This window comes from Yersinia sp. 2540 StPb PI (genome assembly GCF_052217165.1).
Taxonomy (GTDB): Bacteria; Pseudomonadota; Gammaproteobacteria; order Enterobacterales; family Enterobacteriaceae; genus Yersinia; species Yersinia enterocolitica_E.
The window spans coordinates 4110106-4136029 of record NZ_JAZGQC010000001.1 but is presented as its reverse complement, the minus strand read 5'-3'; the positions used below and the strand labels follow the sequence as shown (position 1 = coordinate 4136029).

The window sequence follows — 25924 nt, the reverse complement described above, 5'->3', positions numbered from 1 at the left end:
GTAAAACCTTACTAAAACTGTTGGCGCTCTTTGCGCTCGACTTCTTTCTTGATGTTGGTACGGCGGCGGTGATCGCGGATCACGGCGCGGGCAGATAGAAAAGCGATCCAGATAAGTACGGCCAGCATCACCAGCGCGCCGCCAGTCAATTCAATTAGTTGCCCTGACATGTTGGCACCTCTTCATTAAACGGAGGCGGAAGAACACCTGACTCACGGAATTGCTGCGTGGCCGCATTCAGTTGGTGGAATGTAGCTAATTCGTTTTCACGCAATTGCCACGCTATAGCGGTAATCATGCTTAAGCCTGCAAGGGTATTGCTGGTGATGGTTTTTTTTTCACGGGCATGGAGATTTGTTCTTAATGAATAAATCCCGTCTTTCCCTACTTGGCGACTGATTAACTCAGCCATATCAGCACTGTGCGTTTGTAGAATGGCGTTAGCTATCTGTAGGCAAGGTGATTTCATGCTGCGACCCCCGTCTCACGTTCGGTATGTAACTGATCGATAAAGTCTGTTGCGAGGGCTTGAGCATCAAATAAGCCGAAAGACTGCTCACCCAAGAAAACTTCATACCGATTAAGCAAGTTAATTGCCGTTCTGCGTCGAAAATTAATCACGAACCCGCGATAAATAGACGTGTTACGGCTGATGGCGATCAGTGGGTGAGTCATGCGGCAGCGCCTTTATTTCCGCCTCTCTTACTGGTTCTTTCGTGGCTGCGACGATAGGTAGATTTGTCGCGCATCAAGCGGTCAATGTGATAGCGCTCATCAGAAGTAATGATTGCGCGGCAATGGCGCAAGGCATCTAAATATTCCTGCATCATGATGAAACGTTTGGGGCGTTTGGAACCTGGCATACCTTCGCGGTGTACCGGAATTTGTGCCCTATCCATAAGGTGCAGAACCGACTTAAAAGTGCGGCCGGTGAGGTACGCGAATTCCTCCGCACTAACAAAAATTTGATTTGCTAGTTCGTCATTCGACATATCACGCAGCTTATGAGTTTGTTTCTCAGTCATACGGCACACGCGAATCGCCCGCCCCATATCAACCGGAAATTGCCTTGCATATATCGGGTCTATTTCACTGATGTTTTGCATTTGTGATAAAGTCCTTAGTTGAACCCCTATGGGGTTATTTATGTACAGGTGCGGGATTGTCGTCACCTGATGTCAATATAATTATATAATGAGAGATCTGACATAAGATGTCAATTGAACAAAATGAAAAACTTAAGCTGATTAGGGACTCCGAGCGCCTTAGATCAAAGGAAGTAGCTGAAATGGTTGGTATTAATTACGGCACATATAATGGCTACGAACTCGGCAAGGCTAAAATGTCTCTCGATGCGGCCATAAAACTATTTGGTCACCCACGTTTTCATAAATATCAGGACTGGTTTATGTACGACAAAACTGATCCAGCGAAGGGGCAAATTGCACCGGCGCTCGCGCTATATATGCCCGACGAAACAGACTCGTCCCGCTAAGGGATGAGAATTGGTTAGATATTTATTACCTGTGGGCAGAATGCCTATGGGAAGAATCAGTGAAGTACATCAGAGGGTTATCTTATGTCTATTAAGAAACTCGAAGATGGTCGCTATGAAGTGGATGTAAGACCACGGGGCCGCAATGGAAAGCGTATCCGTAAAAAGTTTGATCGCAAAGCTGATGCCCACGCCTATGAGCGCGACATTATCGCTAAATACCAAACTAATGATTACCTAAGTCGACCGGCAGATAAACGCCGCATGAGTGAGTTTGTAGAATTATGGTGGATGTTGCTAGGCCGTAATTTACCTTATGCAGCACGTAGGTTAAGTACCTTAAATGGAATCTGTCGAGACATGGAAGATCCCATGCTTTACCAAATTGATTCCCGATGCCTGATCGATTACCGAGCGTATCGTTTAGGGGAGGGGATTAAAGCATCAACTATTAATCATGATCTGTTTGCTTTGAGTGGCGTGTTTAAGTCAATGGCTGAAGTTGATGAGTACCACGGTGAAAACCCCGTTGCAGCACTCGCGCCATTGAAAGAGGTACGCTCTGAAATGTCATATCTCACCGCTGAAGAGATCGTTACTTTGTTGGCGCTTGTGCAAGGTGATTACTACCGTATCGCCGTTCTATGCCTAGCGACGGGTGCAAGGTGGGGGGAGGCTTACGGGCTTAAGGCTGAAAATATCGTACATAACCATGTGATGTTTTCGCACACCAAAAACGGTGATAAACGTGTTGTGCCCATTTCACAAGAGATTGCCAGTATTGTGAAAACGAGAGAGTCAGGGCGTTTATTCAGGGTTAGCTATAGCCGTTTTCGTAAAATGATGAAAGAGGCGAAGCCTAACTTACCAGATGGTCAGGCGGCGCATGCACTACGCCATACTTTTGCAACTCACTTCATGATTAAAGGGGGTAATATCATTACGTTACAACGAATTCTAGGACATTCTGATGTGTCTCAGACCATGACTTATGCGCACTTTTCACCTGATTACCTTACAGATGCTGTAAGCTTTAATCCCCTTAATGGCGTGTCCACATTGCGACCACACATAGAAGGTAAAACGGGTAAAATTGGGGTATAAAGGGGTATGTAGTTTGTTGATTTCTCACAGTCACTTCGGTGGCTGTGAGTTTCAGAGACCTGCCAGCAAGGGGAAGGTCAAGGGGGAAATATGAACATAAGCGATGTGGCAAAAAAAACCGGTTTAACCAGCAAAGCCATACGTTTCTACGAAGAAAAAAAACTGCTGACACCGCCTATCCGTACTGATAACGGCTATCGCAGCTACAGTGCCAAACACATTGAAGAGTTAACACTGCTACGTCAGGCACGGCAGGTTGGCTTTACACTGGATGAATGTCGCGAGTTACTGGCATTATTTCATAACCCGGCCCGCCACAGCGCGGATGTGAAAGCGGCGACGCTGCTAAAGGTTGCGGAAATCGAGCAACATATTGATGATCTTAACCAGATGCGCTTGCGCTTGTTAGCGTTGGCAGATGAGTGCCCAGGGGATGATGGCGCTGATTGCCCGATTATCAATAATTTGTCGGGATGTTGTCATTCGGCAGCTAAGCAGGCTGGCGATGATAAGGATAAAGTTGTTAACAAACAGACGGTTGTGGGGAATGAGGCGGTTGTTGGTTAACTGACAGGCCGCTCAACTGACGGCCTGCCGGTCAATATGCTACTGACGATAATATAGGTATTACTGAGGGATGGCGCGGACATGCAAGGTATTGCCTTCCACGAATATCACTTCAACTTCGGTACCAACACCCAGTTCGGTTGCGCAATAAATACGCCAGCTACTGTCACCAACCCGCATGCGACCAAAACCATCAATGGTTGGTTCGGTCAATGTGGCCCGCGTACCCAACAGCTGATGGGTACGTTGATTCAGCATGGCAGGTTGTGGTTTGATGCGTTTACTCAGCCAATACCACCACAGGAATGCAGCAACCACCGTCAGGACGGAAAATAGCACGCCTTGCATCTCCCAGCTGAAGGGAAATAGCCAGACTAACGCGCCCACGACTACGGCGGCAACGCCGCTCCACAGCATATAACCACTGGCACCTAGCATCTCAGCGGCCAGAAGCAGCCCGCCGAGGGATAGCCAAAACCAACTTGGATTCGCGGCAATTTCCTCCAGCATGGTTATTTACCTCGGCTGTTTTTACTCTCGCCAATCAGTTCTGCAATCCCACCGATAGCACCCATCAGGCTGCTGGCTTCTAGCGGCATCATAATGACTTTGCTGTTATTGGCGGAGCCGATGTGTTGCAGTGCGTCGGTATATTTCTGTGCCACAAAGTAGTTAATGGCTTGAATGTCACCGGCAGCAATAGCCTCAGAAACCATTCTGGTGGCTTGGGCTTCAGCTTCAGCACCACGCTCACGGGCTTCTGCTTGCAAGAATGCGGATTGACGTTCACCTTCAGCTTTCAGAATCTGTGATTGCTTCTCACCTTCAGCACGCAAAATTGCGGCCTGACGAACCCCTTCGGCTTCCAGAATATCAGCACGTTTAGTACGTTCCGCTTTCATCTGAGCATTCATCGCAGAAATCAATTCAGCCGGTGGGCGCACATCACGGACTTCAATACGCGTCACTTTAATGCCCCACGGGTTGGTGGCTTCATCAACAATATGCAGCAGGCGGCCGTTGATGTTGTCACGTTGCGACAACATTTCATCCAGCTCCATAGAACCCAAAACCGTACGGAAGTTGGTCATGGTCAAATTGATGATGGCCGATTCCAAATTGCTGACTTCATAAGCTGCTTTTACTGGGTCAATAACCTGGATAAAGCAGACGGCATCAATTGCTACGTTGGCGTTATCGCGGGAAATGATCTCTTGGGATGGGATATCCAAGACTTGTTCCATCATATTGATTTTGCGACCAACACGATCCATAAATGGCACAACGATGTTCAAGCCTGGCATCAGGGTTTTGGTATAACGACCAAAACGCTCGACAGTCCACTGAAAACCTTGTGGAACAATTTTGATTGAGGAAAACACCACAATCAGGGCTACAACGATAAGAACAGGGATGACCGTAAACATATTTAACTTCCTGTCAGCAATGATATTTGTTTCTTAATATTACGTGACCGGTGGTTAAATGCCTAACTAAAGGCAGGTAAAAGCGTGTAAATGAGAAAAAACTTGGCTGAGGCAGAATAAAACCGCGCGGGATGCCCCCGCGCAGTAGCAAATAAGGGGATCGCCAAAAAGGTTATGGCGATTAACTTTCGCTGTCAGTACAGTAATGAGTAAAGTTGACGACGATATTTGGCGGCCAGTGCATCGCCGGTGCCTAGTGCAGCTAAAATATCCATTAATGTCTTACGTGCAGTACCGTTCGCGGCAGCCAGATCTTTCTTCAGATGGCTCAGCAACAGCTCTAAAGCCTCTTCATTGCGGCCAACCTGATGCAGTTGTAGCGCCAATTGCACCGCGAGTTCGACGTTATCAGGCTGTTCAGTCAGTTGCTGTTGTAACTGTTGGATCTCTGGCGTGTCGGCAGCTTGTTTGAGCAACTCAATCTGAGCAATCAGCCCTTGATAACGGGTATCACGGTCTTGCAGTGGAATGGTTGCCAACACTGTTTCAGCATCTTCACTGCGGTTCAACTGAATTTGCACTTCAGCCAGTTGCAGGCCAATTTCACTGTTTTGCCCACTCAGCGCCCAGGCATCTTTCAGCAGTGGCAGTGCTTCTTGCACTTTGCCTTCGCTTAACAATTGTGCAGCTTCGGCAACTTTCAATTCTTCAGGTTTCGGCAATACCCGTTGTAATAGCTCGCGGATAACCTCTTCCGGCTGTGGTCCTTGGAAGCCATCAACCGGTTGACCGTCTTTAAACAGATAAACCGCCGGAATTGAGCGTAAACCAAACTGTGACGCCACCATCTGCTCTGCATCGCAGTCGACACGAGCCAGAATGAATTGACCGGCATATTCTGCGGCCAGTTTATCCAGCACTGGGGTCAGTTGCAGACAATGCTGGCTGCGTTCGGACCAAAAGTAGAACAGTACCGGCACGGCCATGGATTGTTCTAAGGCCTGGTGTAGGTTTGCTTCAGTAATATCAATCGTAGTAGGTGCTAGCATGAATTATTTCTCTCATCCGTTTTAACACTAGATGGGGGCAGATTATGTTGCTTCAACCCCAACTATTTTTGGATAGTCAGTTAGGCATTACCGCGCAGGACTTTATCTAACATTCGCCCCGGTAGGATGCGGCGCAATAGGGTCAATGCATGGGCCACTAATGTGACAGGATAGCGCAATTGTGGGCGCGGGCTTTCCAGTGCATGGCGTAATTTCGGTAATATAGCCTGCGGGGGCAGGGTAAATCGCTTTGCGATACCGGGATTATTGACCGGTTTATCGGCCTCGGCCTGATTGACGTTTTGTGTAAAATGGGTACTGATCGGGCCGGGTTCAATCAGACAAACATGTACACCACTGTCGTGCAGTTCCATACGTAGTGCATCAGACCAGGCTTCCAGCGCATATTTGCTGGCCGCATAAGCGCCGCGACCTGCGGTAGAAACCAACCCCATCACCGAACTGGTTTGAATTATACGCCCTTCGCCGTGAGGCAACATTGCTGGCAACAGCAATTGCGTGAGCTGGTGGGTGCCGAATAGATTGGTGGAAAACTGCTTTTCCAACTGCTGGCGTGAAATGGTGTGCAATGGGCCATACAGGCCGAAACCACCATTGTTAAACAGGCCGTATAAGCGCCCGCCAGTCAGTTCGATAACCTGCGCAGCAGCACGTTCCACACTGGCACTGTCATCCAAATCCAGTTCAATACCTTCCAGACCCAATTGCGTCATCTTTGCCACATCATCAGGTTTACGGCAGGCGGCCAGTACGCGATAGCCCCTGTTTTTCAAATCCTGTGCTGCAACCAGCCCGATACCGCTGGAACAACCGGTAATTAATACAGTTTTTTGCATAACTTTACCTGGTGAGTGATTCTATTTGTTTGAACAAGTGCTATTACTGCTTATTGGTCACTAATGGTTTAAGTTGTTGCGCCATCCAATCGGCGATGAAGGGTTGGGCCGCGGCGTTAGGGTGTAAGCCATCATCCTGCATCCACTGCGGTTTCACAGCAACAGCTTCCATAAAAAAAGGAACCAATGGAATGTTAAATTGCTGTGCCAGTTGTGGATACATCGCGGTGAAAGCAGCAGTATAACGGCGACCATAGTTAGGCGGAATACGGATTTGCATCAATAAAGGTTGGGCTTTTGCTTCCAATATCTGATTGATAATTTGTGTCAGATCCCGTTGAGTATCTTGCGTTGGAAAACCACGCAGGCCGTCATTTGCTCCCAGTTCTATCAGCACCCAGCGCGGCTGGTGTTGTTTGAGTAGGGCCGGTAGGCGGGCCAAACCTTGAGCGGCGGTGTCACCACTGATACTGGCGTTGACTACCTTCGGCAGTGACGGTGTTCCCTGCCATGTTTTATCCAGCCGTGAAGGCCATGCTTGGGCAATCGGCAGGCGGTAACCGGCGCTTAAGCTATCACCAAGAATTAACAGTGTATCGGTTGCGGCGGCACGCAAACTGAATAATCCCAACAGTAAAAGGAAGGGAAGATGCCAGCGGAAAACGTTCTTGAAGTTCATCATCTTAATAAATACGTCGGCCAGGGTGAGCAACAGCTCTCCATCCTTACCGGAGTTGAGCTGGTTGTCAAACCCGCCCAGACAATTGCGCTGATTGGTGAGTCGGGTTCAGGCAAGTCAACTTTGCTGGGGATTCTGGCAGGCCTGGATGATGGCAGCAGTGGTGAGGTGAGTTTACTCGGCCAGTCTTTGACCGCGATGGATGAAGAAGGGCGCGCGCAATTACGTGCAAAAAACGTCGGCTTCGTGTTTCAGTCATTTATGTTGGTACCCACACTCAATACGTTGGAGAACGTTCAGCTTCCTGCATTGTTGCGTGGAGAGAGCGAACGCAATAGTAAGGCCCATGCGGTGGAGTTATTAGAGCAACTCGGATTGGGCAAACGGCTACATCATCTGCCCGCTCAGCTTTCTGGCGGTGAGCAGCAGCGGGTAGCACTGGCCCGAGCCTTCAGTGGGCGGCCTAAAGTGTTATTTGCCGATGAACCGACCGGTAATCTTGACCGCCATACCGGTGACAGAATTGCTGATTTGTTGTTTTCATTGAATCGGGATTATGACACCACACTGATTCTGGTTACCCATGATGTACAACTGGCGGGGCGTTGTCAGCGCCGCTTGCGGCTGCGGGACGGCAAATTGTGGGAGGAAGCATGATTTGGCGCTGGTTTTGGCGTGAGTGGCGCTCACCCTCACTGTTAATTGTCTGGCTGGCATTAACACTGGCGGTGGCTTGTGTGCTGGCGCTGGGTACCATCAGTGACCGGATGGAAAAAGGGCTAAGTCAGCAAAGCCGCGATTTTTTGGCCGGCGATCGGGTGCTGAGCGCGGCGCATCCGGTTCCTGAAGCGTGGTTGCTGGAAGCTAAACGGCAAGGGTTGACCGTCAGTCGCCAGTTATCGTTTATGACCATGACCTTCGCGGGCGATCGCCCACAACTGGCTGATGTGAAAGCCACAGATTTAGCCTATCCGCTGTATGGCAAATTAGATACGTTGCCTGCTGGCGCGGTGCTTGAACCGGGTACGGTGTTGGTGGCTCCAAGGCTGTTGTCGCTGCTTGGGGTTAAGGTCGGCGATATGCTGGATGTCGGTGATACTTCACTGAAAATTGTCGGTGAAGTGATTCAGGAGCCTGATTCTGGCTTTAATCCATTCCAAACCGCGCCGCGTATTTTGATCAATCTGGCTGACGTGGAAAAGACCGGTGCGATTCAGCCGGGTAGCCGTCTGACCTATCGTTATATGTTCGCCGGCCAGCCTGATGGCGTCACCCAATTTAGTGACTGGCTTACGCCACAATTGAAACCAGAGCAGCGGTTGTATGGTTTACAAGAATCAGGTGGCGCGTTGGGGAAATCGCTGCAACGGGCGCAGCAGTTCTTGCTGTTATCGGCGCTATTGACGTTACTACTTTCGATTGCTGCCGTTGCGGTGGCGATGGGCCACTATTGCCGTAGCCGCTATGATTTAGTTGCGGTACTGAAAACATTAGGTGCAGGACACCGTGCACTGCGGCGGTTGATTATCGGTCAGTGGCTGTCGGTGCTGGTGTTGGCAGGCCTGTGTGGCAGCGTGATTGGCCTCTTATTCGAGAAGGTTTTAGTTCGTTTACTGTCACCAGTATTACCGGCCGCATTGCCAGCAGCCGGTTTATGGCCATGGGTATGGTCAATGGGTTCGCTGGTATTGATTTCGCTGCTGGTGGGTGTGCGCCCCTATCGGCAACTGCTCGCGACCCAGCCGCTACGGGTTTTGCGCCGTGATGTTTCCGCGAATGTTTGGCCGCTGCGTTACTTTATTCCTGCAATGTTGGTTATCGTGATTGGCTTATTGGCATTGCTGATGGGGGGGAACGCGTTATTGTGGGCCATTCTGGCTGGCATGGTGGTATTGGCGTTATTACTGGGCGTGATTGGCTGGGGCAGTCTGGTACTGTTGCGCCGCCTGACTGTTACCCGTCTATCATTGCGGCTGGCAATCAACCGTTTGCTACGTCAACCGTGGATGACGTTAACGCAACTGGCGGCATTCTCTTTATCCTTTATGCTGTTAGCATTGTTATTGGTACTGCGTGGGGACCTATTGGATCGTTGGCAGCAACAATTGCCGCCGGACAGCCCGAATTACTTCTTGCTGAATATGACACCGCAACAGGTGCCACAGGTAACTGAGTTTCTGACGCAACATCAGATAACGCCATCAACGTTCTATCCTATCGTGCGGGTACGGCTGTCTGAAATTAACCAGCAACTGGCCACCGAGCGGGTGCGTGAAGATGAACCCGGTGGTGAGGCGGTTAACCGTGAATTGAATCTGACCTGGCAGCAAGATTTACCGGCGCACAATATTTTGACCGCCGGTCAATGGCCACCTAAAGCCGATGAAGTGTCGATGGAACAAGGAATTGCTGACAGGCTGGGGATTAAAATCGGCGATAAACTGACATTTAGCGGCGATACGCAGTCATTCGAAGCCAAAGTTAGCAGTATTCGTCAGGTGGATTGGGAAAGCCTGCGGCCAAACTTCTACTTTATCTTCCCGCCAGGTGCATTGGATAAACAGCCACAAACCTGGCTGACCAGTTTCCGCTATCAAGGAGACGGGGAGGTGCTGACACAACTGAATCGGCAGTTCCCAACACTCAGTTTGTTGGATATTGGTGCGATGCTTAAACAGGTCGGGCAGGTGTTGCAGCAGGTGAGTCGTGCACTGGAAGTGATGGTGATACTGGTTATCATCTGTGGCACTTTGTTGCTGTTAGCGCAGGTTCAAGTAGGGATGCGTCAGCGACGTCAGGAGCTGGTGGTTTACCGGACACTAGGCGCAAGTAAACGCTTACTGCGAGGTACCTTGTGGTGGGAGTTTGCCTTACTGGGATTGGTTGCCGGGCTGGCGGCTGCCATCGGAGCAGAGGCGGCACTGTGGGCATTACAGCGCTTAGTGTTTGATTTCCCATGGCAGCCTAATTGGGTGATGTGGTGGCTGTTGCCGTTGGCTGGCGCGCTATTGTTGTCACTGTGTGGCGGTTGGTTAGGTGCGCGTTTGTTACAGGGAAGGGCGCTGTTCCGCAATTATGACAGTTAGCCCACTTGGGTAATCTGGCGTTGCAGTGTGGCCGCAACGCCAATGATTTGTGGGGCAGGCCAGATGAGTTACAGCTTATCCTGCGCCCAGATCAGCGCATTCTGGTATTCCGCTGGTAACAACGGCGCGAGTGCGACCAGAGCAGCACGTAATTGTGCGCCATCGGGGTGGTTCAAATTCAGATGGCCTACTTTACGGCCTGCGCGCACTTCTTTTTCATACCAGTGCAGATGCACCAACGGCAGAGATAGCCATTCGATGTTCACTGGCGTGCCAATCAGGTTGACCATCGCTGACGGGGTGTTGACCACCGGCGTCGGTAAGGGCAGGTCCAAAATGGCGCGCAGATGCAGTTCAAACTGGCTTATTGACGCACCATTTTGCGTCCAGTGACCGCTATTATGTACCCGTGGTGCCAGCTCATTGATCAACAGATTGTCGCCAACGATAAAGCACTCCATGGCCATTACGCCAACATAATTCAGCTCATCCATAATGGCTGACAGCATTTTTTCAGCTTGTTGCTGTAATCTGCTATCGGGCTGTGGCAAAGCCACGCTCATACGCAGGATGCCATCTTCATGCAGATTGTGGGTTAACGGGTAAAACACCGATTTGCCCTGGCTGCTGCGTGCGCCGACCAGCGAAACTTCACCGCTGAAGTTAATCCCTTGCTCAACAATACATTCACCGTAAGCATCAGTCGGTAAGGTATCCTGATCACCGGCCCGCAACCGCCACTGTCCACGGCCGTCATAGCCACCGACTCGGCGTTTGACGATGGCCAGCTCACCTAATGTTGCAAAGACCTGCGGCCATTCGCTACTACTTGCTAATAGCTGCCACGGTGCGGTTGGCAGATTCAGGCTATCGAGCAATTGCTTTTGTGTCAGGCGATCAGCCAGACGCGGGAAGATATCGCGGTTAACAAAAGCGGTGTGTGTAGCGAGCTCACGGGTTAACGCCGTTTCTGGCCAGCGCTCAATCTCAGCGGTAATCACACTGTGCTGATAAGGCACGGCTTCAGGTTCCGCATCCAAGCCCACCGGATAAACGGCAATACCCAGGGGTTCGCCAGCCTGACGCAGCATGCGCCCTAGCTGACCATTACCTAATACGCAAACTGGTTTCATGCCTTCACCTGTAAGTCTGGCACCCGAGGATCTGGATTATCCAGCACTTCGTCAGTTTGGCTTTTGCGCCAATCAGCCAGACGAGCGGCTAATTCAGCATCGTGCAATGCCAATATTTGTGCGGCCAGCAAGGCGGCATTGGCAGCACCGGCTTTACCGATAGCCAAGGTTCCCACCGGGATACCGCGCGGCATTTGTACAATCGAATACAGGCTGTCGACGCCACTCAGCGCAGCACTTTGTACCGGAACACCTAAAACAGGTACCAGCGTTTTTGCCGCAATCATACCTGGCAGATGTGCAGCACCACCGGCACCGGCAATTATCACCTGTAAGCCCTTGGTTTGGGCCGACTCGGCAAAACTGAACAGCTTATCGGGGGTGCGGTGTGCGGAGACAACTTCCACATGAAATGGAACATTGAGCGTGGTGAGCACGTCAGCGGCGAACTGCATGGTGGCCCAGTCACTCTTGGACCCCATTACGATAGCGATTTTAACCCCGGCTGCATAAGCCGAATCGAGGTTAGCTCCCATGAGTGTAAAGCTCCTGTGATTGCGCAAGCGTCGGCCAGAATGATTTTACTTAAATCGTGACTGGCGAAGAGGGCGTAGAGCATATCATGAGCCAAAGGCGAGGAAAACGGTTGCGTCGCGGCTTTTAGTGGGATTTATCGGTTTTTTATACCCACTCGCCAGATAAACCTGAAGGTCAAAATGGGAATTTAATCAACTCAACGTTGTCTGCCGTGACTTTGACCATCGACCCCTCAACATGCCAGGCACCAAGAACCACTCGATGGGCGGTTGTGGCGGGGAGTGCTACGGTGTGAACCGCTGGGCGATGCGTATGCCCGTGGATCATCCAACTGACGCCATTACGTTGGAGGCTATCAATCACTGCTTGTGGATTTACATCCATGATAAGTTCAGATTTGCCGCTATTGTTCTGCTGACTTTGGTTACGCATATAAGCCGCAATGCGTAAACGAAAACGCAGAGGTAGCCACAGGAACAGTTTTTGAATCAGTGGATTATGTACTCTACGACGAAAATGCTGATAGTCGGTGTCATCGGTGCACAGTGTATCACCATGTAAAATAACAATTTTACGGTCATACAGTTCGACGACTATCTCTTCCGGCAGCAGGGTCATACCACTTTCTTGAGCAAAGCGTTTACCGAGCAAAAAGTCACGATTACCGTGGATAAAGTAGCAAGGTACACCCTGTTGTTGGAGTGATTTCAGCGCAGCGGCAACTTGCCGGTACAGTGGTTCGGGGTCATCATCGCCAATCCAGGACTCGAACAGATCACCCAGGATATATAACGCATCAGCATGAATGGCTTCACGCTGTATAAAATGCAGGAAACCGGCAGTGATTGCCGGTTCCTGAACGCTAAGATGCAGATCTGCAATAAAAAGCGTGCTCATTAAGCTGTCATTATTCGCTAATAGTGACGCTTTTGATGATCACATCTTCTTTTGGTACATCCTGATGCATACCGCTACGGCCAGTAGCAACGTTTTTGATTTTATCAACAACGTCCAGACCTTCAGTGACTTCAGCAAATACGCAGTAACCCCAACCATCTGGGCGCTCTGAACGGAAGTTCAGGAAGTCGTTGTCGGCAACGTTAATGAAGAACTGTGCAGTGGCAGAGTGCGGATCGTTGGTACGCGCCATTGCCAGGGTGCCACGGGTGTTTTTCAGACCGTTGTTAGCTTCGTTTTTGATAGTTGCATCCGTGGTTTTCTGGTTCATGCCCGGCTCAAAACCACCGCCTTGAATCATGAAACCGTCGATAACACGGTGGAAGATAGTGTTATCATAGAAGCCCTTACGGCAGTAGTTCAGGAAGTTTTCAACGGTAACCGGCGCTTTATCCGCGAAGGTATTGACGACGATATCGCCGTGATTAGTATGAAACGTGACCATAATAATGTTCCTGCTAGTGTAATAGTGTATTCACAAATGAGTCGTAACTCTTTAGACGGCTCTTATATCATAACTCTGAGATTGAGTCAGCACTCGAAACGCCAGCAAGATGTGTGAAAAAGTGCTGAATCAGTGGCTGATTTACCGCATAATCTGATGATATCCTTTTATCTCCCTCGTCCTTGACGTTGTTTGCGCTCTACCGGCAACGCCAATGAGTTTGGGTATAAACCATGCTTACCGCAAAACAAAAACCACGGAATGTCCCGATGCTAAAGATTTTTAATACACTGAGTCGCCAAAAAGAGGAATTCAAGCCTATTCATGCCGGTAAAATTGGTATGTACGTATGCGGGATCACCATTTATGACCTGTGTCACATTGGGCATGGGCGTACTTTTGTCGCTTTCGACGTCGTGGCGCGTTATTTGCGTTATTTAGGTTACTCTCTGACGTATGTGCGTAACGTTACCGATGTTGACGATAAAATTATCAAGCGCGCATTGGAAAACAATGAAAGCTGTGAGCAACTGACGACACGTATGCTGGCAGAAATGCATAAAGATTTCGATGCACTGAATCTTGAACGCCCTGATTTAGAGCCGCGTGCGACTCACCATATTCCTGAAATTATTGCGCTGACTGAGCGTTTGATTACCCGTGATCACGCTTATGTCGCGTCAAATGGCGATGTAATGTTTGCTGTGGACAGTGATCCTGATTACGGTTTGCTGTCCCGTCAGGATTTGGATCAATTGCAGGCCGGTGCCCGGGTTGAAGTGGCTGATGTTAAACGTAATCCGATGGATTTTGTCTTGTGGAAAATGTCTAAACCGGGTGAACCAAGTTGGGCATCGCCTTGGGGGCCGGGCCGCCCTGGCTGGCATATCGAGTGCTCGGCGATGAATGGCAAACAGTTGGGCGCACATTTTGATATTCACGGCGGCGGTTCTGATTTGATGTTCCCGCACCACGAAAATGAAATTGCACAATCTACCTGTGCCCATGATGGTCCCTATGTGAACTACTGGATGCACTCCGGTATGGTGATGATTGACAAAGAAAAAATGTCTAAATCACTGAATAACTTTTTCACCATTCGTGATGTGCTGGCCTATTACGATGCTGAAACCGTACGTTACTTCCTGATGTCCGGCCACTATCGCAGTCAGCTTAACTACAGCGAAGAGAACCTCAAACAGGCACGTGCCTCACTAGAACGCCTGTATACCGCTCTACGTGGGACTGATGCGAGTGCGACGCCTGCGGGTGGTGCAGAGTTTGAAGCGCGTTTCCGTGCCGCAATGGATGATGATTTTAATACGCCAGAAGCCTATTCGGTACTGTTTGATATTGCCCGTGAAGTAAACCGCCTGAAAACTGAAGATATTATGGCGGCGAATGGCTTAGCGGCAGAATTGCGTAAACTGGCCCATGTGCTGGGATTATTAGAGCAGGATCCAGAGCTGTTTTTACAAAGTGGCGCGCAGACTAATGACGACGAAGTAGCAAAAATAGAAGCGTTGATTAAGCAACGTAACGATGCCCGTAGCAGTAAAGATTGGGCGCTGGCCGATTCGGCCCGTGATCAGTTGAATGAGCTGGGTATTGTGCTGGAAGATGGCCCACAAGGGACGATATGGCGCCGTAAATAGCATGGTATTGGGTGGATAGGTGCAATTTAGCTATCTGCATCTAAAAAAATTGCGGTTCTGGTGCTGACCAGTAACCGCATTTTTTTGCCCTTATCTCGCCATGGCAGTCTTTCGCAATAACCAGCTAGAACTCGCCTTTGCTGAGGTGATTAGGCTTTAACCTGCACTTTCATGCCTTGAAACTCAACAATCTGGTCAGCCAGGATTTTGCAGCGCTTACGCGTTTCTACATTCCCGTCGACTTTCACCTGTCCATCTGCGATGGCGGCTTTCGCTGAGGCACCGCTGTCGTTCCAGCCCTGTAACTTTAATAAGTCACACAGCTCAACGTGCGGGTGTTTTTCCAAATGAAAAATGTCCATTCCTATCCTTACAATCAATTTTCGTTGATGTCGTGATATTCCTCGCAGGCTTGCAAGGTATTTTGTATCAGTGTTGCAACGGTCATCGGCCCGACGCCACCGGGAACCGGTGTAATCCAACCCGCACGCTCAACGGCGACATCAAATTCTACATCGCCGACTACTTTACCACTTTCCAGACGGTTAATGCCTACATCAATCACGATAGCACCAGGTTTAATCCATTCACCGGGAATAAAACCGGGTTTACCCACGGCAACCACCAGCAAGTCAGCATTTTCCACATGTTGGCGCAGATTTTTGGTAAAACGATGCGTGACGGTGGTAGTGCAACCTGCTAGCAGCAGTTCAAGGCTCATCGGGCGGCCTACAATATTGGATGCACCGACCACAACTGCATTGAGGCCGTAAGTCGAGATATTATAACGCTCCAGCAAGGTAACGATGCCGCGTGGGGTACAAGGGCGCAATTTCGGTGCGCGTTGACACAGACGGCCCACGTTATACGGGTGGAAGCCATCTACATCTTTATCTGGGTGGATACGTTCCAGTACTTTGACATTATCAATACCGGCAGGCAGTGGTAGTTGCACCAGAATCCCATCAATTTCACCATCGTCATTCAGTGAATCAATCAATGCCAGCAGCTCTGCCTCAGTGGTGGTCACTGGCAGATCATAAGAACGCGAAACAAAACCGACCTCTTCGCACGCCTTACGCTTACTGGCGACATAAATTTGTGAGGCTGGGTTGACACCAACTAATACTACAGCAAGGCCGGGAGCACGCTTACCGGCAGCCAAACGTTTCTGTACCAACGCAGCAACTTCATTTCTTACCTGCTGCGCAATCGTTTTACCATCAATAATTTTTGCTGACATCAGTGGAGGGATCCATCAATTAAAAAAAGCGGGAATGTGCCTATTTTGTCAGAAGCGGGGCGTGCTGTCAGGCGTATAATAACGATTAATTAACGATTAAATAGCCAGATGATAAACCGTAAGGCGAAAACCCATTGACTCGAAAGAGACTGCCCGTATAATCCAACCCGCAACTGACTACCGGCAGTGTTCTGTGCTGCGGTAAATATCAAATGCGCCCTTAGCTCAGTTGGATAGAGCAACGGCCTTCTAAGCCGTAGGTCACAGGTTCGAATCCTGTAGGGCGTACCATCTATACCTCTTCTAACGTCTATCTAACTCCATAAATCCCTTATATAATCAGCCTCTCTGACAATTCCTGGCATCCCTAGGCTTATCCGCATCGACTGAATTTTATAGATAGTTGGGGTATAAATAGGGGGAAGCCGAGGTTCCATGGAATGAGATACCCCCACATGAAATGGCTCTGTCGCATTAAGGCGTTGTTAGGTAGCATGCTGTTTTTTGTGATGTTACCTGCCCATGTCTCTGACCCGAAACGCCTTTTGTTGCCTGCATTATCCCGTCGATATTATTGCTCAGTGTGTCCGCTGGTATCTGGCTTATTCACTGAGTTTACGCAACCTGGAAGAGATGATGGCAGAGCGTGGTATTGTCATTGACCATTCCACGCTGCATCGTTGGGTGCCGCTGTTAGATAAGGTTTTTCGCCGACACAAACGCACAGTAGGCCGGCGGTGGCGAATGGATGAAACTTACATCAAAATCAAAGGCTAGTGGCGATATCTGTACCGCGCGGTCGATACTGTAGGCCAAACCATCGACCTTTTGCTGACCGCTAAACGGGACTCTGCGGCTGCATTGCGCTTCTTTCGCAAAGCTATTCGTCAAGGGTTTGAATAGCCATGTGTATAATCATAATTTATATACAACTCATCCTTTATAATAATATAAAGAGGCGTATATCCTCCACAGTGAACATACGCCATTTCTACATAACGGTTACTTATATTGCTAACGATCATTTACAGTAAAAATTTAATTTCATCACCCAAGATATCACTGATATCTTCATGCATTTTTGTCGTTGTATGCATGTTATCCCAGAAGATAAATGCTCCATTACTATTTTTACATTCATCTTTAGGTGATGCACCTGCAATATAATCAAGACTGGAATCTCTCAGATTCAGACAAGTATCTTTAGCGTTTACATAATTAAAGCTTGCGGGATTTTTGATTATTTTATCAAAAGCTGCATTTAAATCTGGCATAATCCATTTGACATCAGGATAAGTTAATTTTAAAGAATTAATTAACGAACTTAGTTTCGTATTAAACTCAGTGGATTTGTTTTTTAACTTATCTCTGTCGGATTGACTCCAGCTCTTAACCGCAGGGATAGTTGAGAAATCAGGGAGAGTAAATATCGCAACCTGCTTAGCTCCCAGACTTTTCAATCTAACTAAAGATGTTTTATAGTTATTAACAATATCATCAGGTGATTTGTTTCCCGTGATAAAATCATTGCCGCCAAACATAGCAAGAAAAAGAGTTTGACCAATATCATATCCATTAGATTTTTTCATATAAGACTCAAATGAGTCTAATTGCTGACTAAATCCTGAGAATATCAGATTACTGCCACTCTCTGCATTGCCCGTTGCCCATGTGTAACCAGGCACCTTGATATGCTTTTTACTCAGGTATTCATGCCAAACAAGTCCGTTTGAAAAATGCCCTAAAAACCATGTATTACTATTTGGCACTGTTCCATAAGAACCGTTATAAACATTAATCGTATCAGATAAACTATCGCCGAAAACAACCATTCTATCCAGTTTCGCTTTGCCAACTTCTACTGAGGGAATATTACTTCCTTCATTCCAGAATGAGTAATAATAAGATAGAGTGTAATCAGATGCGTAAGGTATTAAGTCACTATAGTTAATGTCTTTTTTATTTAATGTATTAATGCAAACATTTTTTATTTCTTGGTGGCTAGCATTTGTATAAAACATATTAGCCAGAATGGCGCTGGAATACCAATGACCATTAACTGTAGCATAATTGTTGGCTGCGTCACCCGCTCGCCCCCATTCCCAAGATGAAGTTGCATCAAAATTTTTATCTTTATTTTTCCTATAAACACACTTTATATAGGTGTAGGTTTCACTATTCCTCGCAGAATGTTGCATACTCCTTTCAGGTGGAATACTTGTTTCTGAAATTGAACTTGAACTCGTTTCTTTCACTGCATAAGCTGAAATGCAAAAAACATATAAAAACAAAGCCAGAGGTATTTTATTCATTTTTACTTTCCTTTTGTAATTAACTTAAGATAAAGCTGCAAAAATGCAGCTTTATATAGATTAAATTATTTATTTCACTGTTTTTGGTGATAAGAAACACAAATATTTGCAGCTTGACCGGCGAGTTCACTTCGATCGCTGGCAATAAAAATACCAGAAATATATTTCCCCTCGAGCGCAAACTTTCTGTAGTTTGTTGAATAGCGCTGACCAACAGTTAAGATACGTCCGTCGCTTAGGGTAAATTTGGCTTCGTCAATAGCACCATTACCCCAGGTTTCTATTGTCTCAATGACACCCCCATTGAGGTCAATTGAACTAGATTCGCCGGTAACAGTTCCTTGTTGATACTTATTACCATTTTCAAAGGTAACTTCTAATCCACCTACCCGTAAAGCGCCTCCGATACGTTGAATAAAACCTTTAACTGACTTGATTTGGTTTATACGGCCATTTATTAATTTTGGCTTAAATGGTTCCGGCATATTAATTTCGTCTTTTAATGCAAGAATTCGTGCATGACTGGTTGGCCAGCCAAAGAAGGTCGAATAACTCAGTGTTTTTAAATACAGTCCCTTTGTATTGCTTCCATTTTTCTGGATATTTTGAATGATCTCGGTGTACTCCAAGCCATGTACCCGACAGTAGCCATGTACATACATAACATTGTTAGCTACAGTATTAGGTGCAGAGTCGTTGTATTGGATCTCTAATTCTGTATCGTAAATCCCTTGGATATAGCCTTCGACATGTTTAAGCAATAGATCAATATTTCGTTGAAGTTGCCCAACTTCATTACTGTTCAGTCCAATATCGTCTTTACGCTCAATGCCCATAGTCCAGTACATTATTTGCATTAACGCGGTTGCTGAATACATCGGCAAAATATGATAGTTAGTTTTGTGATCAAAAGTAGTAAACTTGCGTTGTACACTGTCCAAATGTACCGATACGCTCATAAATAGACTTTTGGCTTCAGGTGTACCAGGATGATCCTGCAAAGCTGCAACTACGGAGGCAATCTTCCCCTTAAGTTCGGCAATATCACCCAATAGAATGCCTTTAATAGCCTTAAGCACATTCTCTTCAATAAGTTGCTGTACCCGACCCAAAATTTCCTGCCAGATATCCCTCTCTTGGTCTTTCCAAAAGAAATCAATAATAGAGGATAAGTAATCACCGACATAAGGAATGAATGATATGCCTTTAAGCACTGCTTGCTTAAGAATTGCTGAGGAGTCCCAGTCAAATTCAAAGGCTGAAGTAGCATATACATTGTAAGGAACAAGTGCCGCTGTATTGCTATATTCTGTAATGTTATTCATTTAATATACCTATAGTTAAAGTTTAAAATAAAAAATCATGTCGCCTTTTCTAAGACATTATTTTATTAAAGACAATTAATGGCCTCACTTTTGCATAAACAGAAGTCAAAATTTAATAGTAAATATTTGGCCTTAACTATTGCGAAGGTGAGACCAGTTAATGTTTTATTTTCCTTTTTATAAAAATAAATTACCTTATGTTAAGGCGGTGTTTATTTTTCCTCAGCGGTAACATATGCCTTACGGCTTGTATTGTTAATTAGAACAACCTTACTGTAATATAATGAATTAGATGGTGAAACTAATAACTTAGAATCACCGACATTTACGTCAATAGAGGTATACAAGAACCATTGACTTGTAAAACTGTGCGACCAATAATATTGAGCTGTAATTACATTTGCAGCACCATCATTAGTGATCATTACATTTCGACGACTTTCAGGAATAATCGGTGTGCTGCGATAAAGAACCTCGGTACTTGAGTTAGGAGCAACCTCAGTTGGCACCCTGGCTCGGGCTTGTGCTGCGGTCAAAGTTAAATTCTCGGTATCAGCCTCAGTTAAGTTTTTAACGTCTACTTCATTTGAATCGGTATTGATAGTGATAGTTACCTTGTTCATATTTTACATCCTCTTTTTATGCCAACCATAGTGTTGGTGCCAGAAGAATACTCAACATGTTACTCATTAAAAAATCAATATTAGGTTAAAAGTAGTGTTATTAATATTTATATGTTTTTATTTTAATTATTTATTCTGTATTTTATCTTACTGTTATATTACTTTCACTTATAGATTCGGCATAATACGGTAATTTAATTTTTCATTATAATTAGTCGCAAGTTAACCAGTTACTGACAGTGTCTATTTGATTAGTTGATAGAACACCTTGCGATAATCGAATGTGTTTTTTTACTCTGATTGGTAAAGACAAAGCCCCCATAAATAACCAATGGGATTCAACTCTTAGATTATATTACTGGGTTTATTTTCTGAGAAAATGCAATGAGAAACATAATGTTGATTGAAAATTGGAACATTGTTGGCTCATGATTATTACGGCCGCAACTCTAGCAAGAGTTCATTTTCATTACCATAATACATATGAATCGCGCCATGATAGGGGGGCAAGATATGACTCTTGATTTTTCGTAGGGGACTTTAGGTATTTCATGTCAAAAAAAATTAGCTCTGCGGCAGTGGCTTTATCCAGATTACACTTTTCCAACGCTAGATATAGACGGGAAAAATAATCTGGATAATCACCCCAACGCTCAACATCGAATGGTGGCGCGTCGCTTCTTTCAAAAATAGAGCGAGGAATAAACTCGAAATGATAGCTATTTTGGTTCGATAAGTTCGCGCTGAAACCGGATAACATCAACTGGGACAGGCTGATTAGCTAAAGGGGTTTTCGCGAAAGCGGCACGAGTCTTTTGACGGAATAAATCATTTTTTATCTCCAATTCAGTGTGATTTTGAGCTTGTTTAGTTATGACAAAAGCTAAATTTTCAACCTGACTTTTTAGTTGTAAAAACCGGTTGTTTAATAAGCCATTTTGCATTTTCAATTGCTTATTATCTTGTTGAATTTGGTTATAAGCTCGTTGTTGATAGCGTATCCATAATACACAAACAAGTAGTATGACTAGAAATAGTCCGATACTATACATTTTTGAAATAGGTAATATCATGGGTAGCTCTTTCGTGAGAGTTCAAAATGTGGGCCATCCTTTAACGTCTTCCAATCGCCCCCCCATACTATGAGAATATTTAATTTTTCTGCGGAAATTTTCATTGCGTCTGCAACTACTTTAAATGCACTCCAGTTATCCCATGGAATAGATTGATTTATCCATGGGGCAAGATCTACAGCATGCCCAGTTAAATGACGACTATTTAACGTTTGGCTTTTATCGGTTAGTACCATTTGGCGTTGACGTGAAATATCACGGACGCCTTCAATGACACAAAAATCTATATCTGTAATCTCAAGCGCCAAATACACAATGTTAATAAGATGGGGATGAACGCCTCGTAAATTACTCTTACTGATGTGGCTAAGAATAAAGTTACTCATTTTACCTCCCTGAAGGATTGAAGAAACGACGCCATATATAGCTCAGAGCTGTGCTGCCCATTGCACCAAACAATCCAGAAAATATGAATGTCATGTAATAGCTAGCACCGCTTTCAAAGCTCAATAATCCACCTAATAAACCGGTGAAACTTGATATTATTACTTGGCTAATTACAGCCATCCAACTCCATTTACAACGGGTTCCTTGTTTATCTATTAGATATCTCACCACCCCTCCCCAGGCAGATAGGACACCGATGATTATCCACGTAATAACTTGTGTTTCTGCTGGGGGCTTTAGTGACATGATGTATCTCCATTTATTAGCCATATTCAATGGCTGATTTCGAATATCTGTTCATTATATTTCACCATAAAAATCAGTATAAATAATTATCTTAACCTGTAACTGGAGTAGTTGATTTTACTTCAGCACATGGGCCAAATAATAGTCAGACCCATGTCTATATAAAATATATTTCTAGCTTTATTCTTAGTCCATACCGAATGGATAGATCTAACTCCTTTTATCATAGTCGCTTTATGTTAATTTTTCGTACTTGTTGGATTTCAAATAATATCTTGTAGTCTCTATACTATCCAAGTCATTTACAATTATTTATGTTTATCCTATTTGTTACTTGTGATCATCTTTAATTATAATTTAACTGTCGTTATTGTCAGTGTCTTAAGATTGCTTACCGGCTAACTAACCAATATTATATGGCGTCGTTTTTGTTAACATTCAGTAGAGATTTGAGCAATAAGCAGAGAATTCCATTATTTGTTGTGATAATGGTTATCGCGTCTCGATGAACTTTACAACGTCCACCACTATTCATAGAAATAGATATCTGGATAGCATCTCCTATGGCGGATAATTTACTTCTTAGCCGATAGGCTAACTGTGAGACATTGCCTTTAACTATAGTATTCTCTCTTCCGCTCCAGACATGAGTTATAATTTCATCTATAGGTATCTTATTGTTTTTCCTCTTGCTTATTAGCAATTCGAGCATTAAAAATTCCTTTTCTGTTAACATAATTTTCTTATTGTTATAATGCAATGATTTTTGTGCCCCATCGATAAACAAGATTTTCATTATCATTCTCCATATGAGTGAATTATCTATTAACTAAAGATGATAATTCATGGAGTGATTAATTAACATGCTAAATTATATTTGAATTTTATTTTTTGAACAAAGTAACAGAACGTGTGATTGGTAATTCTTTCTATTTTTTTGTTATTGTAATCTTGGATGTTATATTTTTAATTTTTCGAGTTGGGATTGCATCATTAACGTAATTTTTCTGTCGCGATGATACTCCTTATCAGGTAAGAAATGCTGTTGATTTTAATTGTAATTATCTCACTAAAAATATTGCTACCCAGATTATTCATACGAAATATGTAAATCCCCCATTCGTTTAGCTCTGGTTTAAGTTTGCCGTGAAAATTAAACTACTCCATATTTGTAGGTTTGTCGCATTAACAGAGCGAGGTCGGCAAAATAGCACTGCCTATTTTTCAAGCCGCCAACAGATAAAATTGTTCTGCCGGTGACAATCCGTCACCAGTAGGATGATGAAGTTGTCCTTTGCGGATTATCTGTAGCAGCTCAATACCAGCGGACACACTGAGCAATAATATCGACGGGATAATGCAGGCGACAGAGGGCGTTTCGGATCAGAGACATGGGCAGGTAACATCACAAAAAAAAACAGCATGTTACCTAGCAACGCCTTAATGCGACAAAGCCTGCCATATCCCATTCGCTCTCATCGGGCTAAATTTGCACTAAATTGATTGGGATTTTGATAGATAAAGTCTGTGATGAAGATAAGTACTCACTATTTGCTGACTTACCACTATTAATGCAACACAGTCGTATAACCATCAATCCGTATTTGTTTGAATAATTAATAAAAGCATCTATTTTTATTAAAACAATTCAACTTTATATGAATTATAATCCTTTGTTTTAATTCAATATTAAAAATTAAATTTGAATAAATAAAAATAAACGCGATCTCCCTTGCATTTTATATTTACCAGCTATAATTAATTTTGCATGACTACTTAGCGAATTATTCATCATGCATGTTCATTTGTTGGTTAATTCTTCTGGAATATTACGAAGGTGGATGCCCGTGTTTTTAATTTAAAATTAAATTAATTCATCGGCTGTGTTCCGTTAAATGACGATTAAGTCCAATTACGTGGAAATTTATCTATGAAAGCAAGTAGTAATAAAGTTGCCGATCAGTTTGATGCCGCGATATCACGGAATGGTTATAATGCAGTAAGCGAGTTTTTTCAGTATCATGCGCGTGGTGAAGACTTAGTGATTAACGGTAAGCCTTCTTACTCCAATGAAGATGCTGGATTACAAATTACTCGCACTGATCAAACGTGGAATGGTAAATACGTTTTTGATCAGCCGGTAAAACTGACTTATTCATTTTTAGATAGTGTTACTCGAATTCCGGGAGGCGATAAGGGTTTTGTTAAATTTAACCCCGCACAAATTGCCACTGCTAAATTATCATTACAGTCATGGTCAGATGCTGCCAATATTACATTCACAGAAATCACTCCCAACCAAAAAGCTAATGTTACATTTGGCAATTTTACACTTTCTCACGACGGGTCACTGGCTGATTCACAGGCCTATGCACTTTTGCCCGGCAGTGGAAGTTCATCTGGTTCTACCTGGTACAATTATAACGTCGATAATATACGCCACCCGGATACCATGGAATATGGACGGCAAACACTAACCCATGAAATAGGGCATGCTCTAGGCCTTAGCCATCCCGGTAATTATAATGCAGGGGAGGGAACACCGACTTATAAAGATGTGACCTATGCGGAAGATACCCGTCAGTTCAGTATTATGAGTTATTGGAACGAAAAAAATACCGGAGGCGATAATAAAGGGCATTATGCTGCTGCACCGATGTTGGATGATATTGCTGCTATTCAGCATTTATACGGAGCGAATATGACGACCCGCACCGGTGATACCATATACGGTTTTCATTCCAATACCAATCGTGATTATTACACTGCTGCGGACAGCAGTAAGGCATTAATCTTTTCGGTCTGGGATGCCGATGGTAACGATACCTTTGATTTTTCCGGTTATAGCAATGATCAACGTATTAACTTGCATGAGAAATCCTTCACTGATGTCGGTGGTCTGAAGGGCAACGTTTCCATTGCGGCCGGTGTGACTATCGAAAATGCGATTGGTGGCTCAGGTAACGATATCATCGTGGGTAACGACGCTCGTAATACCTTAATGGGAGGTAATGGTAATGATATCTTGTTCGGCGATGGCGGTGCTGATGTGTTGTGGGGTGGGGCAGGTAAAGATATTTTTGTATTTGGCAAAGTTAGTGACTCCACCCCACAAGCTGCTGATTGGATAATGGATTTTGAACGTGGCATTGACAAGATTGATCTTTCAGCTTTCAATTTTTCCAACAGTGGTGGCTTCCATTTTGTTAATAGTTTCAGCGGTAAAGCAGGCGAAGCTATGCTGACTTATGATGCTGGAAGCAATGTTAGTGAGCTAGCATTAAATAATGTGACAGGCGATCATTCATTCTCCGATTTTTTAGTGAAAATAATTGGGCAGCCAGCACAAGAAACAGATTTTATTGTTTGATAACCTATATTTATGAAACAAAAATAACGTCTAATGAGTTTTATTAGACGTTATTAGTAAGTTAAACCAGGAATGATGAGGTTATATAGTGATATCGTCTGTGCTTTATGCATGTAATTAGATATTTTGGTTTTGTTGATTTTAATTACCATTCCTTGATTTTAATAATTCAAAGCATATAATTAGAATGCATCGTGATGATTCGATAATTATTTTTTACCTATTAATTAGTCGGCAAATTATATTATATCATAGTATAGCTTTATGTGATGCCACTACAAAGGATATGACATG

29 protein-coding genes, 1 tRNA gene and 3 pseudogenes are annotated in these 25924 nt (G+C 45.0%); 9 read left to right on the top strand and 24 right to left on the bottom strand.

What is annotated here, in order from left to right; all coding sequences use genetic code 11:
- Positions 1 to 11 precede the first annotated feature (11 nt).
- The 4 genes from V1956_RS19270 to V1956_RS19255 are packed head-to-tail and all read right to left on the bottom strand — an operon-like array spanning position 12 to position 1106.
- On the bottom strand, positions 12 to 170 hold the full coding sequence (locus tag V1956_RS19270) for a hypothetical protein (RefSeq protein WP_442825505.1): 159 nt from the start codon (positions 168 to 170) through the stop codon (positions 12 to 14).
- Positions 155 to 469: a hypothetical protein gene (locus V1956_RS19265; protein ID WP_442825504.1), complete on the bottom strand. Its 315-nt coding sequence runs from the start codon at positions 467 to 469 to the stop codon at positions 155 to 157. Before V1956_RS19265 ends, V1956_RS19270 begins: the two co-directional genes overlap by 16 nt.
- Positions 466 to 675 (bottom strand): hypothetical protein, encoded by a 210-nt coding sequence (locus V1956_RS19260; RefSeq protein WP_442825503.1) that lies wholly within the window; start codon positions 673 to 675, stop codon positions 466 to 468. Before V1956_RS19260 ends, V1956_RS19265 begins: the two co-directional genes overlap by 4 nt.
- A complete protein-coding gene (locus V1956_RS19255; protein ID WP_442825502.1) occupies positions 672 to 1106 on the bottom strand; it encodes a hypothetical protein in 435 nt (144 codons plus the stop codon). Before V1956_RS19255 ends, V1956_RS19260 begins: the two co-directional genes overlap by 4 nt.
- A 107-nt stretch (positions 1107 to 1213) precedes the next feature.
- Here V1956_RS19255 and V1956_RS19250 point away from each other — a divergent pair, with 107 nt between their 5' ends.
- The 3 genes from V1956_RS19250 (at position 1214) to cueR (ending at position 3166) form a co-directional block, all read left to right on the top strand.
- Positions 1214 to 1495, top strand: coding sequence for a helix-turn-helix transcriptional regulator (locus V1956_RS19250; RefSeq protein WP_408573599.1), 282 nt, complete (start codon positions 1214 to 1216; stop codon positions 1493 to 1495).
- Between the two features lie 84 nt (positions 1496 to 1579).
- Positions 1580 to 2599, top strand: coding sequence for a phage integrase (locus V1956_RS19245; protein WP_442825501.1), 1020 nt, complete (start codon positions 1580 to 1582; stop codon positions 2597 to 2599).
- Between the two features lie 90 nt (positions 2600 to 2689).
- The gene (gene cueR / locus V1956_RS19240) at positions 2690 to 3166 is read left to right on the top strand and encodes a Cu(I)-responsive transcriptional regulator (RefSeq protein ID WP_442825500.1); all 477 of its coding nucleotides are present in this window, start codon (positions 2690 to 2692) and stop codon (positions 3164 to 3166) included.
- A gap of 60 nt (positions 3167 to 3226) precedes the next feature.
- Here cueR and V1956_RS19235 read toward each other — a convergent pair whose 3' ends face one another.
- The 5 genes from V1956_RS19235 to tesA all read right to left on the bottom strand — a co-directional run bounded on the left by V1956_RS19235 (position 3227) and on the right by tesA (position 7178).
- Positions 3227 to 3676, bottom strand: coding sequence for an NfeD family protein (locus tag V1956_RS19235; RefSeq protein WP_083159921.1), 450 nt, complete (start codon positions 3674 to 3676; stop codon positions 3227 to 3229).
- Between the two features lie 2 nt (positions 3677 to 3678).
- Positions 3679 to 4593, bottom strand: coding sequence for an SPFH domain-containing protein (locus V1956_RS19230; RefSeq protein WP_004704953.1), 915 nt, complete (start codon positions 4591 to 4593; stop codon positions 3679 to 3681).
- A gap of 194 nt (positions 4594 to 4787) precedes the next feature.
- The gene (locus tag V1956_RS19225) at positions 4788 to 5642 is read right to left on the bottom strand and encodes a co-chaperone YbbN (protein WP_083159919.1); all 855 of its coding nucleotides are present in this window, start codon (positions 5640 to 5642) and stop codon (positions 4788 to 4790) included.
- An 80-nt stretch (positions 5643 to 5722) separates the two neighbouring features.
- A complete protein-coding gene (locus V1956_RS19220) occupies positions 5723 to 6499 on the bottom strand; it encodes an SDR family oxidoreductase (RefSeq protein ID WP_372558231.1) in 777 nt (258 codons plus the stop codon).
- A gap of 43 nt (positions 6500 to 6542) precedes the next feature.
- Positions 6543 to 7178 carry a multifunctional acyl-CoA thioesterase I/protease I/lysophospholipase L1 gene (tesA, locus tag V1956_RS19215; protein WP_372559845.1) on the bottom strand — a complete coding sequence of 212 codons (636 nt, stop codon included), beginning with the start codon at positions 7176 to 7178 and terminating at the stop codon, positions 6543 to 6545.
- On the opposite strand from tesA, the gene ybbA reads away from it, so the two are divergent.
- Together ybbA and ybbP are read left to right on the top strand one after the other, a co-directional pair.
- Positions 7149 to 7835: a putative ABC transporter ATP-binding protein YbbA gene (ybbA, locus tag V1956_RS19210; protein ID WP_372558232.1), complete on the top strand. Its 687-nt coding sequence runs from the start codon at positions 7149 to 7151 to the stop codon at positions 7833 to 7835. The two genes, tesA and ybbA, sit on opposite strands and share 30 nt — an antisense overlap.
- Positions 7832 to 10264: a putative ABC transporter permease subunit YbbP gene (ybbP, locus tag V1956_RS19205; RefSeq protein ID WP_372558233.1), complete on the top strand. Its 2433-nt coding sequence runs from the start codon at positions 7832 to 7834 to the stop codon at positions 10262 to 10264. Before ybbA ends, ybbP begins: the two co-directional genes overlap by 4 nt.
- A gap of 68 nt (positions 10265 to 10332) precedes the next feature.
- On the opposite strand, the gene purK is transcribed toward ybbP, so the two are convergent.
- The 4 genes from purK to ppiB form a co-directional block, all read right to left on the bottom strand.
- Positions 10333 to 11397, bottom strand: a complete 1065-nt coding sequence (gene purK / locus V1956_RS19200) for a 5-(carboxyamino)imidazole ribonucleotide synthase (protein ID WP_372558234.1) — start codon at positions 11395 to 11397, stop codon at positions 10333 to 10335.
- Entirely contained in the window at positions 11394 to 11933 is a 540-nt protein-coding gene (purE, locus tag V1956_RS19195; protein WP_420071276.1) for a 5-(carboxyamino)imidazole ribonucleotide mutase, read from the bottom strand. Before purE ends, purK begins: the two co-directional genes overlap by 4 nt.
- Before the next feature lie 175 nt (positions 11934 to 12108).
- Entirely contained in the window at positions 12109 to 12831 is a 723-nt protein-coding gene (locus V1956_RS19190; RefSeq protein ID WP_372558236.1) for a UDP-2,3-diacylglucosamine diphosphatase, read from the bottom strand.
- Positions 12832 to 12841: 10 nt separating this feature from the next.
- Entirely contained in the window at positions 12842 to 13336 is a 495-nt protein-coding gene (gene ppiB / locus V1956_RS19185; RefSeq protein ID WP_005182430.1) for a peptidylprolyl isomerase B, read from the bottom strand.
- A 269-nt stretch (positions 13337 to 13605) separates the two neighbouring features.
- Here ppiB and cysS point away from each other — a divergent pair, with 269 nt between their 5' ends.
- Entirely contained in the window at positions 13606 to 14991 is a 1386-nt protein-coding gene (gene cysS, locus V1956_RS19180) for a cysteine--tRNA ligase (protein ID WP_442825499.1), read from the top strand.
- Between the two features lie 149 nt (positions 14992 to 15140).
- Here cysS and ybcJ read toward each other — a convergent pair whose 3' ends face one another.
- Positions 15141 to 15353 (bottom strand): ribosome-associated protein YbcJ, encoded by a 213-nt coding sequence (gene ybcJ, locus V1956_RS19175; protein ID WP_004390634.1) that lies wholly within the window; start codon positions 15351 to 15353, stop codon positions 15141 to 15143.
- A 14-nt stretch (positions 15354 to 15367) separates the two neighbouring features.
- The gene (folD, locus tag V1956_RS19170) at positions 15368 to 16234 is read right to left on the bottom strand and encodes a bifunctional methylenetetrahydrofolate dehydrogenase/methenyltetrahydrofolate cyclohydrolase FolD (protein ID WP_083159903.1); all 867 of its coding nucleotides are present in this window, start codon (positions 16232 to 16234) and stop codon (positions 15368 to 15370) included.
- Between the two features lie 214 nt (positions 16235 to 16448).
- Between folD and V1956_RS19165 the strand changes: the two genes are divergently transcribed.
- Positions 16449 to 16525 (top strand) — tRNA-Arg (locus V1956_RS19165).
- Between the two features lie 231 nt (positions 16526 to 16756).
- Positions 16757 to 17122 (top strand): annotated as a pseudogene (locus V1956_RS19160) (IS6 family transposase); the annotation flags it as partial.
- A 137-nt stretch (positions 17123 to 17259) separates the two neighbouring features.
- On the opposite strand, the gene V1956_RS19155 reads toward V1956_RS19160, so the two are convergent.
- From V1956_RS19155 to V1956_RS19115, 9 genes and pseudogenes are all read right to left on the bottom strand, one after another.
- Complete coding sequence (locus V1956_RS19155; RefSeq protein ID WP_442825498.1) at positions 17260 to 18546, bottom strand: SGNH/GDSL hydrolase family protein; 1287 nt, start codon at positions 18544 to 18546, stop codon at positions 17260 to 17262.
- Between the two features lie 74 nt (positions 18547 to 18620).
- On the bottom strand, positions 18621 to 19871 hold the full coding sequence (locus tag V1956_RS19150) for an insecticidal delta-endotoxin Cry8Ea1 family protein (RefSeq protein WP_442825497.1): 1251 nt from the start codon (positions 19869 to 19871) through the stop codon (positions 18621 to 18623).
- Between the two features lie 212 nt (positions 19872 to 20083).
- Complete coding sequence (locus V1956_RS19145; RefSeq protein ID WP_372558274.1) at positions 20084 to 20494, bottom strand: hypothetical protein; 411 nt, start codon at positions 20492 to 20494, stop codon at positions 20084 to 20086.
- A gap of 719 nt (positions 20495 to 21213) precedes the next feature.
- Positions 21214 to 21567 (bottom strand): hypothetical protein, encoded by a 354-nt coding sequence (locus V1956_RS19140; RefSeq protein WP_442825496.1) that lies wholly within the window; start codon positions 21565 to 21567, stop codon positions 21214 to 21216.
- Positions 21564 to 21953, bottom strand: coding sequence for a M15 family metallopeptidase (locus V1956_RS19135; RefSeq protein ID WP_372558276.1), 390 nt, complete (start codon positions 21951 to 21953; stop codon positions 21564 to 21566). Before V1956_RS19135 ends, V1956_RS19140 begins: the two co-directional genes overlap by 4 nt.
- A gap of 1 nt (position 21954) precedes the next feature.
- Positions 21955 to 22260, bottom strand: coding sequence for a phage holin family protein (locus tag V1956_RS19130; RefSeq protein ID WP_372558277.1), 306 nt, complete (start codon positions 22258 to 22260; stop codon positions 21955 to 21957).
- Positions 22261 to 22672: 412 nt separating this feature from the next.
- Positions 22673 to 23056, bottom strand: a complete 384-nt coding sequence (locus V1956_RS19125; protein WP_372558278.1) for a winged helix-turn-helix domain-containing protein — start codon at positions 23054 to 23056, stop codon at positions 22673 to 22675.
- A gap of 428 nt (positions 23057 to 23484) precedes the next feature.
- Positions 23485 to 23586: pseudogene (locus V1956_RS19120) on the bottom strand (IS6 family transposase); the annotation flags it as partial.
- Positions 23579 to 23653 (bottom strand): annotated as a pseudogene (locus V1956_RS19115) (IS6 family transposase); the annotation flags it as partial. The pseudogenes V1956_RS19120 and V1956_RS19115, both read right to left, overlap by 8 nt.
- A 537-nt stretch (positions 23654 to 24190) precedes the next feature.
- On the opposite strand from V1956_RS19115, the gene V1956_RS19110 reads away from it, so the two are divergent.
- On the top strand, positions 24191 to 25630 hold the full coding sequence (locus tag V1956_RS19110; protein ID WP_442825495.1) for a serralysin family metalloprotease: 1440 nt from the start codon (positions 24191 to 24193) through the stop codon (positions 25628 to 25630).
- The last annotated feature ends 294 nt before the right edge of the window (positions 25631 to 25924 follow it).